The organism is Pantoea sp. CTOTU50773 (assembly GCF_032082325.1).
Taxonomy (GTDB): domain Bacteria; phylum Pseudomonadota; class Gammaproteobacteria; order Enterobacterales; family Enterobacteriaceae; genus Pantoea; species Pantoea communis.
Window position 1 is genome coordinate 43,633 of the sequence record NZ_DAMDQC010000008.1, and the last position, 16,666, is coordinate 60,298.

Here is a 16,666-nt window from a genome sequence, read left to right on the forward strand (position 1 = left end):
CGAGCCATTGAGCGAAAAATTCTGGATCTAATCAGAGTCAGAGAAATGCCATAGCAATCCCCTTACTGCTCGGTAAACTGGCCACCATGTTTTGCAAATCCGGGCAAATTGATGAACGTATTTCGCCGTATTGCTGGCACATTGTTGTTGAGTACCCTACTCAGCGCCTGCCAGCATGCCCCATCGCATCCCATGGAAAGTATGACCAACCTGTGCCAGCCACAGAGCGAACCGGGCAGCGCATCCTGCAAATGGACTGATGAGATGCAGCGACAGCTCAACCGGCAATTTTCCGATGCGGCACATTACGCGGGACAGCAATGTATGGTGCGACTGGAGTGGCAAAACAGCGGGCGCTATGCAGTCACGCAGACGCAAGGTGATGAAACCCTGTGCCTGCGCGCCTGGCAGTTGATTGGTCAGTCGAAAGGATTACCGCCGCCACCGGATCGCACCCAACCCGCGTGGTTCGGCTTTGCGCCGCATCAGGCTAACTCGCCAGCCCATCCTGTCGCCACTGGCGCGGGCTAATGCCAAACCAGCGCCGGAAGGCGCGTGAAAACGCACTGACTTCGGAATAGCCCAGCAGCAGCGCCATCTCCGAGATCGGCAACTGCTTTTGTTGCAGGTAGTGCGTGGCCATTTCGCAACGCACTTTATCCACCAGCGCGGTGAAGCTGATGCCCTCTTCGCGCAGCCGCCGTTGCAACGACCAGCTCGACAGCCCCATTTTATCCGCGATCTCTTCCAGCACCGGTTCGCCCTGCATCAACGATAAGTTGACCTGCGAACGTGCCTGCTCCACCACGCTTTGCAGTGAAGCGCTGCTATTCAGACGACGGATGGCATCCTGCATCACCATTAACAACATCGGATCCTGCTCTGGCATGGTGCGCAGCAGATCGCGTTTGGGGATCAGCAGTGAGTTGAACGGTTGATCGAACCACACCGGCGCATCAAACACTTTGCAGTGCTCGTGCCACTGCTCCGGACGTGGATGCTCAAAATGCACCTCGCGCGGCGCCCAGTTTTTGCCGGCCACGTGACGGATCAGATTGAGGAACATGCCGAGCGTCAATTCCGCATCCTGCCGACGTGAGAGGATCGCCCCGTGTCGCACCTGATAATCCAGCCGCCAGCAGTCGCCTTTATCGACCAGGCGCGTCAGCGTATCGTGCTGATGCCAGGGGAAAGCATTCACCACGTTGTGCAGCGCCTGCTCCAGCGTCGGTGAGCATAAGCCGATATAGCCAATCAGCCCTAATGACTGCGGTTTGAACTGCTTGCCGTAATGCAAACCGAAGTTATCAAAACCAGAGTGGCGCGCCGCTTCTTCCATCACTCGGCAATAGTTGACCAGACCAAGGCTGAGCGTCGGGCTGGCCAGCAGTTCGGAATCAATGCCGCTGATACCAAAAATACGATCAACATCGCCGCCTTTGTCGGTGATAAAGGTGCTTAAGCCGGTTGCAGCTGCTGCCAGCACGCCACGGTTGTTGGCTTGTGCCGAGAGCGAGCTGTACGCTTCAGAAGGAGTCATCAGTGATTGCATCGGAACCTCACAGGGATCGCGCGAGTGAAACTAATGGTGGGATCCAGCAAGATTCGTACCATGACGCTTGAAGAGGCCGCCATCAATGATGACCCGACTAGATTCGGTATCCTTTATCAGCGTGCGCGTTGATGCGCACCTTGCTAAAGGTCCGGTGTCATGCCGAAGCCTGTGCAGTGATGCGCATCTGGCTAAGCGCAGCTCAAGGATACGGAGGCATTCCGTTGCGCCCCGCTCACGCTCAGCACACAACATCAAGGAGCGATTTATGGCGCAACGGCGTGAAAGTCACCCCCAGAGATCGCAATAAATTGCGCCACTACGACGCACTGCTGCCCGCTACTGGTGCAACTCAAACGCCAACCGGCAGCTGATTGGTTTCCAGATAGCGACGGCATAGACGCACCGAGTGATCGGCCCAACGCGGCCCCAGGCTCAGCGCCATCTCGGTGTCTGCATGGGTGCCCATCCATGCGGTCATCTGGATACGACGTTGAATCAACAGCGTCGGCACCAGCGCCATCTCCTCATCAGTGATGTGCGCCACACGCTCGTAGCCCTGGATCCAGTTATCCACCCATTCGGCGGCACGCGGATGATGCTCAACAAAACTGATCGCCGCCGCCAGATCGTGCAGATACCAGCCCATGCCGCAGTCATCAAAATCGATCACCCGGGTTTCACCTTTGTGCAGCAGCAAATTGGTGAGGCGCAGATCAGCGTGGATCAAGCCATAACGATCCTGTCCTTTACCAAAGCCCTGCAACTCTTGCCCGACCCGCGCCACTGCTTCAGCGACAATGCCATGATCGGCAGGATTGAGATTGGGCGCATCCTGCCAGCGGCCCCAGTGGCTGTGATCGCTGACCATGGTGTGATGATCCCAAATGATACGCTGGAAGCCAGCCGGTTTTTGCCAGCTGCGACTGTGCTGATGCAGGCGCGCAGTGATGTGCCCGAGCTGCTGGAACGCTTTGGGATCGACCTCGGTGGTGGGCATCTCGCCCTCGATCCAGTGGAACAGTACTGCGTGTCGCACGCCGCCATCGGGCATGCCTATTGTCAGCACCGTTTCGCCATCACTGGCCGGGATCGCCTGCGGCACCATAATGCCAATCTCACGCAGCGCGTCGAGCCACAGCAGCTCGCTCTGGATATCCGCTTTGCTGTGATAGTCAGGTCGATGCAGGCGCAACGCATAACGTTTACCGCCCGCCAGCAACAGAAAGGTGGCGTTCTCCGAGCGACAAAGTAGCTTTAGCTCGCCGTGGAATGGCGCGGGGTAACAGGCCAGCGCCTGCTGTGCCAATAGCGTCATTGCAGCATCGGTCAGGGAATCGGATTGTTTCGCGCTCATTCATCTTTCTCCAGCATCAATCTTATGGGTAGCAAGTGTTATCAGCATGGGATGACAGCGTTCTGACTGCTTGACCGCAGATAACCCAAAGTTGACCGCAGCGTACATCTGGCACTTTTCTTGCCTCAGAGTTGACCGTGGAGGACAAAACTCACTGCGCCTGCGTCAAGTTTTCCCGCTGCAGGCGGCGGCATTATCACTTCACTGTAGTGCATAGAACAAAACAGCGCGGTGCAGCCGCCGCACAACAATCACGACGGGGAGACGATTATGACGAGTAAGCTCAAACCCACGCTGGGCACTCTGCATTTGTGGGGTATCGCGGTTGGACTGGTAATTTCCGGGGAGTATTTTGGCTGGAGTTATGGCTGGGGCGTGGCGGGCACGTTGGGGTTCCTGATCACTACCGCACTGATCGCCACCATGTACACCTGCTTTATTTTTAGCTTTACCGAACTGACCACCGCCATTCCACACGCCGGTGGCCCGTTTGCTTACAGTCGCCGCGCCTTTGGTGAAACCGGTGGTTTGATTGCCGGTCTGGCGACGTTGATTGAGTTTGTGTTCGCCCCACCGGCGATTGCCATGGCGATTGGTGCTTATCTCAACGTGCAGTACCCGGATCTCAACCCGAAAACCGCTGCGGTCGGCGCTTATCTGGTTTTCATGACCCTCAATATCCTCGGCGTGAAGCTGGCGGCGATGTTTGAACTGGTGGTGACGGTGCTGGCGGTGCTGGAACTGCTGGTGTTTATGGGCGTAGTGTCGCCGGGCTTCAGTATCGCCAATTTTGCCGCTAACGGTTGGGCGGGAAGCGATCATTTCGGTATGCCAGCCCTTTCCGGCATCTTCGCGGCTATTCCTTTTGCCATCTGGTTCTTCCTCGCCATTGAAGGCGCCGCCATGGCCGCCGAAGAGGCCAAAGATCCGAAGCGCACCATTCCCAAAGCTTACATCACCGGGATTCTGACGCTGGTGGTACTGGCGATTGGCGTGATGCTGCTGGCGGGCGGCGCAGGCGACTGGCGTAAACTGTCTGACATCAACGATCCGTTGCCGCAGGCGATGAAGATGATCGTCGGCGAGCATTCAAACTGGATGCATATGCTGGTGTGGATTGGCTTATTCGGACTGGTCGCCAGCTTCCACGGCATTATCCTCGGCTATTCACGTCAATTCTTTGCCCTGGCGCGCGCCGGTTATCTGCCGCAGGGTCTGGCGAAACTGTCACGTTTCCAGACGCCGCATCGCGCCATTATTGCCGGTGGCGTAATTGGTATCGCGGCAATCTACAGTGATGGTCTGATCAACCTGCAGGGCATGACGCTGACGGCGGCGATGATCACCATGGCAGTATTTGGCGCCATCGTGATGTACCTGATGAGTATGCTGAGCCTGTTCAAATTGCGCCGCACCGCACCCGACATGGAACGCAGCTTCCGCGCGCCGGGTTATCCGATTATTCCCGGTATCGCGCTGGTGCTGTCACTGGTGTGTCTGATTGCCATGCTGTGGTTCAACCCGGTGATTGGCGGCCTGTTCGTGGGGATTATGGTGGTGGGATATATTTACTTCCTCGCGACCAAAACTCAGCGTCAGAATGCGCCGCAGGATGCGATGTTGATGGGTGAGTAATCGCGGGACCAGAGGGCGCAAAACTGCGCCCCTGTCCAAAGGTCGCTATTGAGGCGACCTTTTTTCTAGGATTTCAGCGGCCACAACCATGCCGCACCGCGCACACCGCTTGAATCGCCGTGCACCGCTTTCAGCACTGGCGTTTCGCACTCGCGGCCAAACACCCACTGCTTCATCAGGGCTGGCACTGTCTGATACAGGCGATCGTTATTACTCATCCCGCCGCCCAGCACGATCACATCCGGATCGAGCAAATTCACTACCTGCGCCAGCGACTTAGCTAAGCGCATTTCGTAACGGCTCATCGCCAGCTCTGCTACCGGATCCTGCTGCTCAATCAGTTTGATGATCTCTGCGCCCTTCAATGCTTTACCGCTCAAACGCTGATAATCGATGGCAAAGCCGGTACCCGATACAAAGGTTTCAATACAGCCCTGCAAACCGCAATAGCAAGGTACTTCTTCGCGATGGCGAAGTTCATCTTCATCCATCCACGGCAAAGGATTGTGGCCCCACTCGCCCGCATTACCATTGCCGCCAATGCGCGATTCACCGCCAATCGCCACGCCCGCGCCCGAACCGGTGCCGATGATCACCGCGAACACCAACGGCTGACCCGCGCCTGCACCATCCACCGCTTCGGAAACCGCTAAACAATTCGCGTCATTGGCGATGCGCACGTCACGATTCAGCGCCTGCGCCAAATCCTTGTCCAGCGGCTGTCCATTCAGCCAGGTGGAGTTGGCGTTTTTTACCCGCTGGGTGTACGGCGAAATCGTGCCGGGAATGCCAATGCCCACCGTGCCTTTTTCCCCGGTTTTCTCCTCTGCCAGCAGCACTAAATCCACAATCGCCTGGACTGTGGCGGCATAGTCATCGCGCGGGGTATTGACGCGGTGACGGAACAGCTCTTGCCCCTGATCGGAGAGCGCAATCACTTCAATCTTGGTACCGCCTAAATCAATCCCAATACGCACGATTTATTCCTCATTATTCGTTCAGGTGACAGATACAGTAGAAGGCTGAATCGGGAAAGGCAATGAAACCAATCCGATGTTTCGCTATCATGCGCGCTGACTTTGAGACTTGTGCGCCCGATCGCACCCACGGTAAGGAATCCCGATGTTGTGGTTTAAAAATATGATGGTTTATCGTCTGAATCGTGACATCCCGCTGTCCGCAGACGATCTGGAAAAACAGCTCGACGCCTTCACGTTTTCGCCGTGCGGCAGCCAGGATATGGCGAAAACCGGCTGGGTGTCACCGATGGGCAACCGCGGCGAAGCGCTGACGCATGAAATCAACGGCCAGATCGTGATTTGCGCCCGCACTGAGCAGAAGATCCTGCCTTCGCCGGTGGTGAAGCAGGCGCTGGAAGCGAAGATCGACAAGCTGGAAGCGGAACAGAGCCGCAAGCTGAAGAAGACCGAGAAAGACTCGCTTAAAGATGAAGTGCTGCATAGCCTGCTGCCACGCGCGTTTAGCCGTTTCAGTCAGACGTTTATGTGGATCGACACCGTGAACAACCTGATCATTGTCGATTGCGCCAGCGCTAAAAAAGCAGAAGACACCCTGGCGCTGTTGCGTAAAAGCATCGGTTCGCTGCCGGTGGTGCCGCTAACGCTGGAAACCCCGATTGAGCTGACGCTGACCGAATGGGTGCGTTCTGGTGAATTGCCGGCCGGTTTCGCGCTGATGGATGAAGCAGAGCTGAAAGCGATTCTGGAAGACGGTGGCGTGATCCGGTGTAAGAAACAGGATCTGATCTCCGATGAGATCGCCACCCACATCGAAGCTGGCAAAGTGGTGACCAAACTGGCTCTGGACTGGCAGGAGCGTATTCAGCTGGTGATTGCCGACGATGCCTCGATCAAGCGTCTGAAGTTCAGCGACACGTTGCGTGAGCAGAATGACGACATCGACCGCGATGATTTTGCCCAGCGTTTTGATGCCGATTTCACCCTGATGACCGGCGAACTGGCCGCGTTGATCAGTAATCTGGTGGAAGCGTTAGGCGGCGAAGCCAAGCGCTGAAGCCTGAATCGTTTACCCCCCACCTGGCTACGCTGAAGCCAAAAAGAAACCGGGAATGCTAAAAGCATTCCCGGTTTAATGATGACTCATGCTGAAAGTCCGCGTTTACAGATAGCGGCAGAGATAAGACGTTGGCTCAGCCACCTGCAAGTGGAATTCGCTGTGGCCCGGCACGTTGAAAACCGAACCGGCTTCGTACCATTTCCACTCGGTTTCACCTGGCAGCAGCACTTTCAGTGCGCCACTCACGACCGTCATCTCTTCCGGCTGTCCTGTACCGAAGGTGTACTCACCTTCTGCCATCACGCCAACGCTGGCACGGCCAATGGTTACGCTGTCGAAACCAATGGATTTCACTTTTCCGTCGAAATACTCACTTACGTTGAGCATGTTACTTCCTCACAGCACATTATGGTGTCTGGCAGATTACAAGGGAACTCGCTGATCTGTCACGCGAAAAAGCAATACAGATCGCGACTTGTGATCGGCCTCAGTCAGACGATCAACTCTGACGCTAACTTCGCCACCAGCACGTTGGATAACAGTACCGGAATGCCCAGCATTTTCTGCAGGAAATCCCGGTGCTTCTGGTGATAGCCAATACAGTCGAGCACCACCACATCTGCCCCCTGCTCTTGCAGCGACAGGCCCGCCTCGATCAAATCATTCTGCTGTGCCAGATAAGGGCTGGCGACGGCAAAGCATGGCGCGCTGTTCAGATTCCGCCATTTACTGGCCTGCTCAGCGATCTGCTCTTCTACCGGCACGACAATCCCCACTTTATGTTCCTGCACGATGGCCTTGACCAACGGTGGGATAATGCGGTCCGGCTCCAGCAACAGCGCCTTTTCGGTTTTCAGCGTGCCAAATTCACCGGTGCACAGCAGCAAAATCGTATCGTAGCCCTGCTGTTCCAGCGCCGTAATCTTGCGTTGCAGTCCCTGCTCAACTTTTGGCCCCGACAGGCGCACCTGCTCGCCGGTGGTCATACGCGAAACCAGCACTTTCTCACCCGCTTCAGGCGAGAAGAACTGCTCCACCTCAGCGAGTGTCAGGCCGTCGAGTAATCCGGCGTGAGCGACTTGCTCTTCCGGTAAGTGATCCTGCAGCAGCGGCAGAATATCGCTACGCGGGGATTGACCAATCGTTAAGGTAACCAGGGACTGTTTCATCATTAAGCTTTCCGCGTACGCAGGTGACTGAGACTACCATACAAAGAGTGTAGTAATGCGTACTCTTGTTTGTCATAGAACTGACAGGTTTCACGGCCAAACTCTTTCGCCACTTCCACCGCAAACTTCACGGTCGCCGCGATATCCACTTCATGGCTGGCACCGGTGCCGCAACCTGGCACGACCGATTCCGCGCAAATCGCTACACCAACCACTGGCACATCGGTGGCGGTTGACGGCTGCAGGATGCTGTTAAGATGATACACACCGTTGCCATATGGCGTGATGTCCTGCGTAGTGATCGGGAAGGTCACAGCAGGAAGACCGCTGGTCATCTCCATAATGCGCAGCAGATCTTCTGATACGCGCAGGATGTAACCCTCTTTCACTGTCGGCGAGATCGCGTAGCCTTTATGATTCAGGATACGGTTACCTTTGGTGGTATCGATGGAGAGAATCGCGTCCACGCCGTCGATCACTTCGTTGTCATTCATGGTGATGTCATCGCATGGCGAGTCCATGAAATCCACCGGCTCATGCGGACGGGTTGGCGCATCCGGGCAGATGTGAGTAGTGATAATCACGTCACCCGCCAGCACATCGCCTTTGGTCTGCATCTGTGCCAGCTTCAGCGCACTGCTCACCGCCGCCACTGCGCCATCTGCATCCGACACCATACCGATACGCGTTGGACGCGCACCGATGCCGCCTAAACGACCGACAATGCCCAGCGTGGGTGCGGTGCCGCCTTTGCTCTTGCCCTGCGCACCAGGAATATCAATGCGCACGAAATCAGTACGCCCTTTCGGGCCGGTGACGCGCTTGAAGCTGGCGGTCACGCCTGGGTAGCCGGCAAAAAGATCCACCACCTGCTGGCCATCCACGTAGGCGCTATCGAGTAACTCAAAAACCTGCAGTGTCTGCTGTAAACTCATATTGAATTCCCTGGGTTATTTCTTGGTGCTACTGGCAAAAAGAGAATGGAAGAAGCTGTACAGCGCGTCGCCCGCAATAAACCCTGCGGCCATCACCTCCATCGGTGAACGTCCACGCTCGCCCCACACTCGAATGATCAGGATACGCAGTGCGATCCCCACCATCACCGCCCAACCTGCTGCGGCGTTGTTGATTAACAAACCGGTCGCCAGCAATACGCCTAACTGACGCTTCGGCCCACCGATAAACTGAATAATCGCACCCGGAATCGCCCACATCAGCAAGCTTCCGGCAATGCCTGGCTCGGCACCGGCCTGAATGGTTTTGGCGTAAACGCGTGCCACTGGTGGCAGCAGGTTTTCGGCGAAGAACAGGTTGTGTGCGTACCACACCACTGGAATACAGATCACAAAGGCGATCATCGCGGCGATTAACTGGATACGGCGGCCCCACAGCTCTTGCTGTAGATCGGCACCGTTACCGCGCAGGATAAAGCCGGCTTTCAGGTCGTAGCCCATATCGGCAAAGGCCGGTCCTGTTGCGGCGGTGAAGCCACACAACAGACAGAGCGCCAGCGGCGGGAAGCCGAGCAAAATACCGAGGATCAGGGTTATCAGCGCTACGGCAAAGGCCGGGAACCAGCCTGAGTGCATCGCGGCGATGCCGACAATCAATTCATGCACGAAGGCAGCAAACGCGGCATACACGATAAACAGCACCAGCATCGGCAAGCCCATCTGGCTCCACAAACCGCCCGCCAGTGCCAGCAGCGTGGAGATGATGATGTAGCCAACGGTGCCGAAGCCGAGAGAACGCTTCACTTCGCTGTCGCTGCGGCTGACATTCAGCTGATCGTTGCGACGGCTGACAATCACCTGCACGACCTGAATCAGCGCCACCAATCCTGCGCCGACCATCATGCCGTGTGGGATATACAACGCATTGATATCGATACCAGCAACCGGTTGCGCATAAGCACGCAACAGAAAACCAATACCCAACATGCTCAGCGCCCAGATATTGCCAATAAAAGCAGTACCGAAGGCTGACATGGGGATTTTCAACATCGAACCGGCAATGCCGCCGACAATACCCACCACCAGCAACCACGCCTGACGGCCGCCTTTATCGCCGGCTTTGATCGCTTCCGCGGCTGCCACGCCCGGTGGCCACGCATTGCTGGCCGGGAACACGCGGGTATCGAACAGGCGGTATAGCAGATAGGCATCCAGCAGCATCGCCGCACTGACACCGACAAACAGCGGCAGTACCAGCTGCGGTTCACCCAGCGCCCACGGCACGGCAATCGGCATCAGCAGACTGTTCGCCGCACCAAAGGTGGCAGAAGAGATGGCGGTTTGCGCAAGGTTCTGTACTTCGATGGAGCGATAACGACGGAACCATTGCAGAGGAATGCGCGCCAGCAACATGGCAAACAGCGCACCGATAATAGAGGTATTGGGTGTCACCCCAATGGTGGTAATCAGCTGAACCCCGATGATGGCACCTGCTACAGACAGCAGAACCAGCATTAAGCCCACGCCGATACTTTTTATTGGATTATGTTGACGCATATTATCCCCGTATTTTCACCCTGTAGAAAACGCGTAATACGTTTTATGCCCGACACGCGGGACATCAACGCTTTTAATAAATCGTTCCCTGATTTTTGAAATAGGCAGGTCCGAAGACCTGCTATTTCCCTGGTGTGGCGCGAATAAACGCCTTTAAATCGAAAATAAGGTTATGCGCCGTATTTCTCGGCCATCAATGCAGCCGTTGCGCGCAGTTCGCTGAGCAGCGCGTCCGGATAACCCGGGGCCGCTTCTTGCGAGAGAAACGAGAGACACAGTGCGGCACTTTCGCCGCGATGTTTATTGGTGACCGCCACCGCCAGTGAGCTGATGCCCGGCAACGTCTCATTGCGTGCCAGTGCCCAGCCCTGCTGGCGAATCACCGCTAATTCTTTACAGAGTGCATCAATGTTCAGAGGCGAGTTTGCGGATGCGGCTTGCCAGTCATCGGCAAAACGCGCACGCACTTCGTCATCACTCAATTGTGCCAGCAGCACGCGCCCGGTAGAGGTACCGGAAAGGGAAACACGCGTACCTGGCGGCGTGACGAGTTGGGTGAAAAAACGGCCGTGATACATGCGCATCACCAGAACGTCTTGCCCATCCAGCACGGAGATGTACCCCATACAACCACTGCTGGCCGCCAACTGCGCCATCGGCGCAGAAGCACTATCAACCAACGGCGTTGATAAGTAGTGCCCCGCAACTGAAAGCAACACACGACCAATCTGGAAACAGCGACTATCGGGATCACGCTCAAGCAATCCTTCACTTTCCATGGTCGCCAGCAGGCGAGAAACGGTACTTTTCGGCAATCCCAACGCGTCAACCACCTCGGTGAAGGTCAGGCCCGGATGGCCCTGCGTCACGCCAAAGCGCTGGAAAAGCTTAAGTACGGCAGCGGCGTTTTCGAGTGTGGTCATGGCGTCGGTTTCACTATGTGGAACTGAGTTCCTATATCAATACAGTGAAAGTAATTCGCTCTGCTGATCGGGTCAAGCGCAAATTTTGAACCGGCTATATTTGCGTCGATTTAACGCAGCATAAAATACGGCGCAAACTGAAAATAAAGTGACGTCATCAGGCAAGCAGGAATAACAGCAGAAAAGGATGGCGGTTCTGGCGGGCATATTAGTCATTTTAAGGCAGTTGAAAATAACTGTTTAGCCACGGAAAGTAATCACTGATTAACAGGCGTCCCTGCCCGCGAGATTTACTCTTTATCCGCGTCTTCATAACGCGCTTTGGCATCCTGCGCTTCGGCTTCAGTTTTGTGCTCACTGATCAGTGAATCGGGCTTCGGATGGTCAGCGCGTAACTCATACCACGTCACAGTATTGCCTGCCGCGCCTTTCTCAACGGCAACGATGCGCGCTTCTCGCGGGTACGGTGGTTTGGTTGGCATAGATTTCCCTCTTATGTCTGGTTTCCACACAGACAGCGGCGATCCCCCTGTCTCTAATAAAGTATAGACAATGGAGGATCGCGAGAAAAAAGAGGGATAAATCTGAAGGGGTTAGCTGGCGCGGGCGAGCGAGAGGGATTGCAGAATTTGATCAACAACCTGTTCTGGCGCCTGCATGGCATTCACTTCATGGTGCGCGGTCTGGCGGTAAAGATGCGCGCGCTCGCGCAGAATATCGCTCATCTCCTCGCCAATCGGACGACCGGTTAGCGTCGGGCGCTGTGCGGCTTCGGGCTGACGTTCAAGACGATCGGCCAGTACCGTTGACGGGGCATTTAACCAAATCACCTGCCCATGTTCGCGCATAAAGCGACGATTCACCTCAGCCAACACCATCCCGCCGCCGGTGGCAATCACCGTTGCCGGCGCTGTGACCGCCCGCAGCGATTCAGTTTCGCGCGCACGGAAGCTGTCCCAGCCTTCAGCCGCGACGATTTCCGCCACGGTGCGCTGCGTCGTGAGCTGCAGGTTATGATCGGTATCGCTAAAGGCATAACCAAGCGCCTGAGAAAGGGCCTGGCCGATAGTGGTTTTACCGCAACCGCGTGCGCCGATCAGATAGATGGGTAATGACATCCGGGCTCATCCTCCGCCGTATTTATGCCGCACGGGCAAGGTCATCAGGTCAATATTGCGTCGCATGATACCTGGATTTTATTTTATCAGCCACCCGCGAAGCACGATTTACGCGTATTTACGGCCATGAATTCACTATCAACATGATTAATAAAGATAAAATGATGCGTATTTCGTGCATCAACCTATTTGTAAGCACGGGCAACATTTCCTTACCAGGCCATTGATTTACTTTCTGTCACGTTGACCACATATAAGAAGGTACGAATCATTGGAGGTTCACACCATGCAGAATGAAGAACAACAGTTAATTGATAATCTCTTTAGCCGACTGAAACAGGCTGAAACCCAGAGCGGACCGCGTGATGCCGGTGCCGAACAGCTGATTAAACAGCACTTGCAGAGCCAGCCTGGTGCGCCTTATTACATGTCACAGGCAATCCTGATTCAGGAAGCAGCGCTGAAAAAACTCAACGCTCAGGTGGCCGACCTGGAGAATCGCCTGGCACAGGCTCAGCAACAACAACAGCAAGCACCGCAGCAAAGCAGCGGTGGTTTCCTGTCGAGTCTGTTTGGCGGCGGTTCTCGCCAGTCTGCACCGCAGCAGCAACAGCCAGTGTGGGGCAGCGCGCCGCAGCAGCCTCAGCAGCAATACGCGCAGCCCCAACAGCAATATGCGGCTCCGCCTGCGCGCGGCACGGGTTTCCTCGGTGGTGCATTACAGACAGCTGTAGGTGTGGCCGGGGGCGTGGTGATGGCCGATATGCTCACCAGCATGTTCCATCATTCTCAGCCGGAAGAGATTGTGAATATCATCAACGAACCGGCGCTGCCGCAGGTGGATAACAGCCTCGATACCTTTAACGGTAATGACAGCAACAATGCCTTCCTGAACGACAACGCCAGCTGGGATAACAACAGCTTTGCGGATAACAACGACTTCAGTGACTTTGGTGGCGGCGACTACGACGACGATGACAGCTTCGTCTGATTAGCGCTGGCGTAACCACTTATCCAATTCGTTAGCAAACAGCTGGCGGTCACGTTGGTTTAGCGCCGACGGGCCGCCACTTTGCACGCCACTCGCTCGCATTGTTTCCATAAAATCACGCATGGTCAGACGCTGACGAATGGTATCCGGTGAGTAGCGCTCGCCGCGCGGATTCAACGCCGCAGCGCCCTTCTCCAGCACTTCTGCCGCTAAGGGAATATCCCCGGTGATCACCAGCTCGCCCGGCTGCACACGCTTCACAATCTCGTTATCAGCCACATCAAATCCCGCCGCGACCTGCAGCGTTTTCAGCCACGGTGATGGCGGTACGCGCAGCGGCTGATTCGCCACGAAAGTCACGGTGATTTTGGCGCGTTCGGCGGCTCGGTACAGCACTTCTTTGATGACATTGGGGCAGGCATCGGCATCAACCCAAATCGACATGTGTTTTCCTTTTTCCTACAGAATTGCAAGCGATCTTGCCCGCTTGCGGCAGAATGGCAAATATTTTTACGCGGCTTGTTATTCAGCACAGCTGTCGTAAGCTAACTCGCACGAGAAAATGAACACTTAAAGGATAGAGCGATGCTGGAGAAGAAAATCGGGTTTATCGGCTGCGGCAATATGGCGAAGGCCATTATCAGCGGACTGGTCAACAGCGGGCTGATTGCCCCGGCTAACATCTGGGTTTGCGACCGCAAACCGGCCACCAATCAGGCGATGGCAGAGCAATATGGCGTGACAGCGGCTGAAAGCCCAGAGAGTCTGGCACGTGAAGTCGATATCCTGTTTGGTGCCGTGAAACCGAATGTGATTCTCAAAGTGCTGAAAGATCTCGCGGGTCAATTGAAGAAGGATTCGCTGGTGGTGTCGATCGCCGCAGGCGTCACCCTCGATTCACTGGCTGCCGTGCTGGGGCACGACCGCAAAATCATCCGCGTGATGCCGAATACGCCGTCGCTGGTGAACGAAGGCATGACTTCGATTACCCCTAACGTACTGGTGGAACCGCATGAAGTCGACGAAGTGGTTGGCATCTTCGAGAGCTTCGGCAAAGCGGCGGTGGTGAATGAATATCTGATTCATGCCGTGGTCGGTGTGAGTGGTTCGGCTCCGGCCTACGTATTTATGTTTATCGAAGCAATGGCAGATGCTGCCGTGCTCGGCGGCATGCCGCGTGCGCAGGCCTATCAGTTCGCGGCACAGGCGGTGAAAGGTTCCGCGCAGATGGTGCTGGAAACCGGCAAACATCCTGGCGAATTGAAAGATATGGTGTGCTCACCCGGCGGTACCACCATCGAAGCGGTGAAAGTGCTGGAAGAGAAAGGCTTCCGCGCGGCGGTGATCAACGCGATGCAGCAGTGCATGGCCAAGTCCGAAGCATTAAGTAAGCAGTAACCTACCCGGTTTAATCAGGTGCGCATGCCTGCGCACCTGAATCCGTCCAATGTTGTGCAGCCCTCTTTACGCGCCCTGCCCCTGATACGCTTCAAACAGCGCCAGCCCTTGCGCCAGCGTCATCGGTTGCTGCATGGTTTCCACCAGCGCCGCTGTCAGCGTGTACATCCCTGCTGAACACACCGCCGCGATGATGCCCTGACGACAGTAAAAGGCGATAAAACTTTTGTCCTGAAGCGATCCCAGCAGTCGGTAGTCGTCCCACTCTTCAGCATGGCCCAGATATTCGTAGCGCGTACCGTAGTGTGCGGTCCAGAAAAACGGCACGCGATCATACATCATACCTTTGCCCAGTATATTGAGAGCCGCGATTCGCCCCTGCTGCTGCGCCACACGATAATGCTCAATACGCTGCGGGCCACGCGGCGTGAGATAACTGGCGATATCGCCCGCGACCCAGATATTGTCAGCAACGCGTAGCTGCCCGTCGGCGAGCAGGCTGCCATCGTCCTGCAGTGGCAAATCATGGATGAAATCCGTCGCCGGTTTCACGCCAGTGGCAAACAGCACCTGACTTGCTGGCACCGATTTTCCCCCTTTCAGACGCACCGCTTGCACCTGTTCTTTCCCTTCCAGCGCTTCCGGCTCACCCTCAACAAATTTCACCCCATTGCTGCGGTGCAGATCGTGAAAATAGCGTCCAATCTCTTCACCAAACTGCTTAGCAAACGGCAATGGATGGCGGGCAATCACCGTGACATCCACATCACGATTGCGCAGTGCACCCGCCATCTCCATACCGATAAAACTATTGCCGATGATCACCAGCTGCTCTGTTTGATCCACCTGTTTGAGCAGTTCATCCGCCTGATTTAGCGAACGTAACAGATGCACACCCTGCAAATCCTTACCGGGGATGTTAAGAGGCTGCGGCACGCCGCCGCTGGCAATAATTAGCTGGTCAAATTTCACTGTCTGACCATCAGCAAGAATCAACGTCTGATCCTGCGCCTTGAGTTGCGCGACCTCGCCCTGAATACGCTGTAGCGAACCCAGCATATCCGGCTTAAGGAGTTTAGGCACATCCTCAATCGCCATTTTTCCCGAAGGCACAAACTTGCTCAGCGCGGTGCGATCGTAAGGGGCGGCGGATTCGCGCTCCACCAGCACAATGCGCCCGCTGAAACCTTCATCGCGGAGCGTCCAGATCGCCGCACTGCCTGCGGCTCCGGAACCTAAAATCACGCACACCGGTGATTCGCCCTGAGCGGCGGGCGCACTGGCGGGTGTCATCGCTTGTGGATTCACCAGCACCTTGCCCTGTTCAACACGCACCGGATAGCGTTTGAGGTTGGCCAATGCCAGCGGCTCACACATCTTGCCATCGCGCAGTTGAAATACCGCCTTGTGCCACGGACACACCAGCTTGTCGCCGCAAATTGCACCCTGCTCTAACGGCGCTCCCGCATGGGGGCACTTTGCCTGCAACGCCTGCACCCGTTCGCCATCGCGAACCAGTACCATATCGATATCACCCACGGTGAATTTGGTGGGTTTGTGCTGCGCCAGCGACTTGAGTTCCACGACAGATTGATAGCTCACGATTAGCCTCCTGCGTTGTTATTGGATTTGACGACATTAAATCCCTACAAACAGTAAGCCTGGCAAAGCAGGAGAATTTCGCTGAAGAAACAAAGCGTAACGGCGGATAAGCTATTACTTATCACACCGTTAGCGAGGAAAATAAAATCGCGCTTCAGGCTGAGGCGGCTTGCCACACCTTTTTGCCCTGTTTGAGACAGGCGAATAACGCCACGCCCCCATCTGGCTGGGGTTTCAGCAACAACACATCCGCCGGCGCACCGGGTGCCAACCCATGCTGCTGTGGCAAATCTAACTGCCGTGCCGGACGAATCGATGCCATCTCAATCGCCTGCTGCAAAGAGGCTAATTGTTGCCGCAGCAGAAAATTGACG

The 16,666-nt window shown here is 55.8% G+C and carries 17 protein-coding genes and 1 pseudogene; 5 read left to right on the forward strand and 13 right to left on the reverse strand.

Translation table 11 applies throughout. From position 1 onward, the window contains the following. Positions 1 to 111: 111 nt before the first annotated feature. Complete coding sequence (locus tag RT340_RS02510) at positions 112 to 531, forward strand: cell envelope integrity TolA C-terminal domain-containing protein (protein ID WP_160834007.1); 420 nt, start codon at positions 112 to 114, stop codon at positions 529 to 531. Here RT340_RS02510 and RT340_RS02515 read toward each other — a convergent pair. Next, positions 491 to 1,552 carry an AraC family transcriptional regulator gene (locus RT340_RS02515; protein ID WP_160834008.1) on the reverse strand — a complete coding sequence of 354 codons (1,062 nt, stop codon included), beginning with the start codon at positions 1,550 to 1,552 and terminating at the stop codon, positions 491 to 493. The genes RT340_RS02510 and RT340_RS02515 overlap by 41 nt on opposite strands. A gap of 352 nt (positions 1,553 to 1,904) precedes the next feature. Then, the gene (locus RT340_RS02520) at positions 1,905 to 2,909 is read right to left on the reverse strand and encodes a phosphotransferase enzyme family protein (protein WP_313373876.1); all 1,005 of its coding nucleotides are present in this window, start codon (positions 2,907 to 2,909) and stop codon (positions 1,905 to 1,907) included. 270 nt (positions 2,910 to 3,179) lie between these two features. Between RT340_RS02520 and eat the strand changes: the two genes are divergently transcribed. Next, positions 3,180 to 4,544 carry an ethanolamine permease gene (eat, locus tag RT340_RS02525; RefSeq protein WP_034830527.1) on the forward strand — a complete coding sequence of 455 codons (1,365 nt, stop codon included), beginning with the start codon at positions 3,180 to 3,182 and terminating at the stop codon, positions 4,542 to 4,544. Between the two features lie 65 nt (positions 4,545 to 4,609). Here eat and mak read toward each other — a convergent pair whose 3' ends face one another. Next, a complete protein-coding gene (mak, locus tag RT340_RS02530; protein ID WP_058961461.1) occupies positions 4,610 to 5,521 on the reverse strand; it encodes a fructokinase in 912 nt (303 codons plus the stop codon). A 145-nt stretch (positions 5,522 to 5,666) separates the two neighbouring features. Here mak and rdgC point away from each other — a divergent pair, with 145 nt between their 5' ends. Continuing rightward, positions 5,667 to 6,578 (forward strand): recombination-associated protein RdgC, encoded by a 912-nt coding sequence (gene rdgC / locus RT340_RS02535; protein ID WP_034830523.1) that lies wholly within the window; start codon positions 5,667 to 5,669, stop codon positions 6,576 to 6,578. Between the two features lie 105 nt (positions 6,579 to 6,683). On the opposite strand, the gene ppnP is transcribed toward rdgC, so the two are convergent. The 7 genes from ppnP to aroL form a co-directional block, all read right to left on the reverse strand. After that, positions 6,684 to 6,968, reverse strand: a complete 285-nt coding sequence (ppnP, locus tag RT340_RS02540; RefSeq protein ID WP_034830521.1) for a pyrimidine/purine nucleoside phosphorylase — start codon at positions 6,966 to 6,968, stop codon at positions 6,684 to 6,686. A gap of 104 nt (positions 6,969 to 7,072) precedes the next feature. After that, positions 7,073 to 7,750 (reverse strand): AroM family protein, encoded by a 678-nt coding sequence (locus tag RT340_RS02545; RefSeq protein ID WP_313373891.1) that lies wholly within the window; start codon positions 7,748 to 7,750, stop codon positions 7,073 to 7,075. 2 nt (positions 7,751 to 7,752) lie between these two features. Beyond that, positions 7,753 to 8,685 carry a DUF1177 domain-containing protein gene (locus RT340_RS02550; RefSeq protein ID WP_313373881.1) on the reverse strand — a complete coding sequence of 311 codons (933 nt, stop codon included), beginning with the start codon at positions 8,683 to 8,685 and terminating at the stop codon, positions 7,753 to 7,755. 15 nt (positions 8,686 to 8,700) lie between these two features. Further along, entirely contained in the window at positions 8,701 to 10,260 is a 1,560-nt protein-coding gene (locus RT340_RS02555) for an OPT/YSL family transporter (RefSeq protein WP_058961463.1), read from the reverse strand. A gap of 170 nt (positions 10,261 to 10,430) precedes the next feature. Next, complete coding sequence (locus tag RT340_RS02560) at positions 10,431 to 11,183, reverse strand: IclR family transcriptional regulator (protein WP_034830515.1); 753 nt, start codon at positions 11,181 to 11,183, stop codon at positions 10,431 to 10,433. Positions 11,184 to 11,473: 290 nt separating this feature from the next. Continuing rightward, positions 11,474 to 11,665, reverse strand: coding sequence for a YaiA family protein (locus tag RT340_RS02565; protein WP_034830514.1), 192 nt, complete (start codon positions 11,663 to 11,665; stop codon positions 11,474 to 11,476). A 111-nt stretch (positions 11,666 to 11,776) separates the two neighbouring features. Continuing rightward, positions 11,777 to 12,301, reverse strand: coding sequence for a shikimate kinase AroL (aroL, locus tag RT340_RS02570; RefSeq protein ID WP_097117520.1), 525 nt, complete (start codon positions 12,299 to 12,301; stop codon positions 11,777 to 11,779). Between the two features lie 286 nt (positions 12,302 to 12,587). On the opposite strand from aroL, the gene RT340_RS02575 reads away from it, so the two are divergent. Beyond that, entirely contained in the window at positions 12,588 to 13,292 is a 705-nt protein-coding gene (locus RT340_RS02575; RefSeq protein WP_058961466.1) for a DUF2076 domain-containing protein, read from the forward strand. Here RT340_RS02575 and RT340_RS02580 read toward each other — a convergent pair whose 3' ends face one another. Further along, complete coding sequence (locus RT340_RS02580) at positions 13,293 to 13,736, reverse strand: YaiI/YqxD family protein (protein ID WP_034830508.1); 444 nt, start codon at positions 13,734 to 13,736, stop codon at positions 13,293 to 13,295. A 141-nt stretch (positions 13,737 to 13,877) separates the two neighbouring features. On the opposite strand from RT340_RS02580, the gene proC reads away from it, so the two are divergent. After that, on the forward strand, positions 13,878 to 14,690 hold the full coding sequence (gene proC, locus RT340_RS02585) for a pyrroline-5-carboxylate reductase (protein ID WP_034830503.1): 813 nt from the start codon (positions 13,878 to 13,880) through the stop codon (positions 14,688 to 14,690). A gap of 66 nt (positions 14,691 to 14,756) precedes the next feature. Here proC and RT340_RS02590 read toward each other — a convergent pair whose 3' ends face one another. Together RT340_RS02590 and RT340_RS02595 are read right to left on the reverse strand one after the other, a co-directional pair. Next, the gene (locus RT340_RS02590) at positions 14,757 to 16,292 is read right to left on the reverse strand and encodes an FAD-dependent oxidoreductase (protein ID WP_313373888.1); all 1,536 of its coding nucleotides are present in this window, start codon (positions 16,290 to 16,292) and stop codon (positions 14,757 to 14,759) included. Between the two features lie 154 nt (positions 16,293 to 16,446). Then, positions 16,447 to 16,666: pseudogene (locus RT340_RS02595) on the reverse strand (N-acetylglucosamine-6-phosphate deacetylase); the annotation flags it as partial.

Excerpts from the sequence above, each read along its gene's own strand:
- aroL (WP_097117520.1), bottom strand. The coding sequence starts at position 12,301 with ATGTCATTACCCATCTATCTGATCGGCGCACGCGGTTGCGGTAAAACC.
- RT340_RS02550 (WP_313373881.1), bottom strand. The coding sequence starts at position 8,685 with ATGAGTTTACAGCAGACACTGCAGGTTTTTGAGTTACTCGATAGCGCC.
- RT340_RS02545 (WP_313373891.1), bottom strand. The coding sequence starts at position 7,750 with ATGAAACAGTCCCTGGTTACCTTAACGATTGGTCAATCCCCGCGTAGC.
- rdgC (WP_034830523.1), top strand. The coding sequence starts at position 5,667 with ATGTTGTGGTTTAAAAATATGATGGTTTATCGTCTGAATCGTGACATC.
- eat (WP_034830527.1), top strand. The coding sequence starts at position 3,180 with ATGACGAGTAAGCTCAAACCCACGCTGGGCACTCTGCATTTGTGGGGT.
- RT340_RS02580 (WP_034830508.1), bottom strand. The coding sequence starts at position 13,736 with ATGTCGATTTGGGTTGATGCCGATGCCTGCCCCAATGTCATCAAAGAA.
- RT340_RS02555 (WP_058961463.1), bottom strand. The coding sequence starts at position 10,260 with ATGCGTCAACATAATCCAATAAAAAGTATCGGCGTGGGCTTAATGCTG.
- RT340_RS02515 (WP_160834008.1), bottom strand. The coding sequence starts at position 1,552 with ATGCAATCACTGATGACTCCTTCTGAAGCGTACAGCTCGCTCTCGGCA.
- proC (WP_034830503.1), top strand. The coding sequence starts at position 13,878 with ATGCTGGAGAAGAAAATCGGGTTTATCGGCTGCGGCAATATGGCGAAG.
- RT340_RS02510 (WP_160834007.1), top strand. The coding sequence starts at position 112 with ATGAACGTATTTCGCCGTATTGCTGGCACATTGTTGTTGAGTACCCTA.
- RT340_RS02565 (WP_034830514.1), bottom strand. The coding sequence starts at position 11,665 with ATGCCAACCAAACCACCGTACCCGCGAGAAGCGCGCATCGTTGCCGTT.
- RT340_RS02520 (WP_313373876.1), bottom strand. The coding sequence starts at position 2,909 with ATGAGCGCGAAACAATCCGATTCCCTGACCGATGCTGCAATGACGCTA.
- ppnP (WP_034830521.1), bottom strand. The coding sequence starts at position 6,968 with ATGCTCAACGTAAGTGAGTATTTCGACGGAAAAGTGAAATCCATTGGT.
- RT340_RS02575 (WP_058961466.1), top strand. The coding sequence starts at position 12,588 with ATGCAGAATGAAGAACAACAGTTAATTGATAATCTCTTTAGCCGACTG.
- RT340_RS02560 (WP_034830515.1), bottom strand. The coding sequence starts at position 11,183 with ATGACCACACTCGAAAACGCCGCTGCCGTACTTAAGCTTTTCCAGCGC.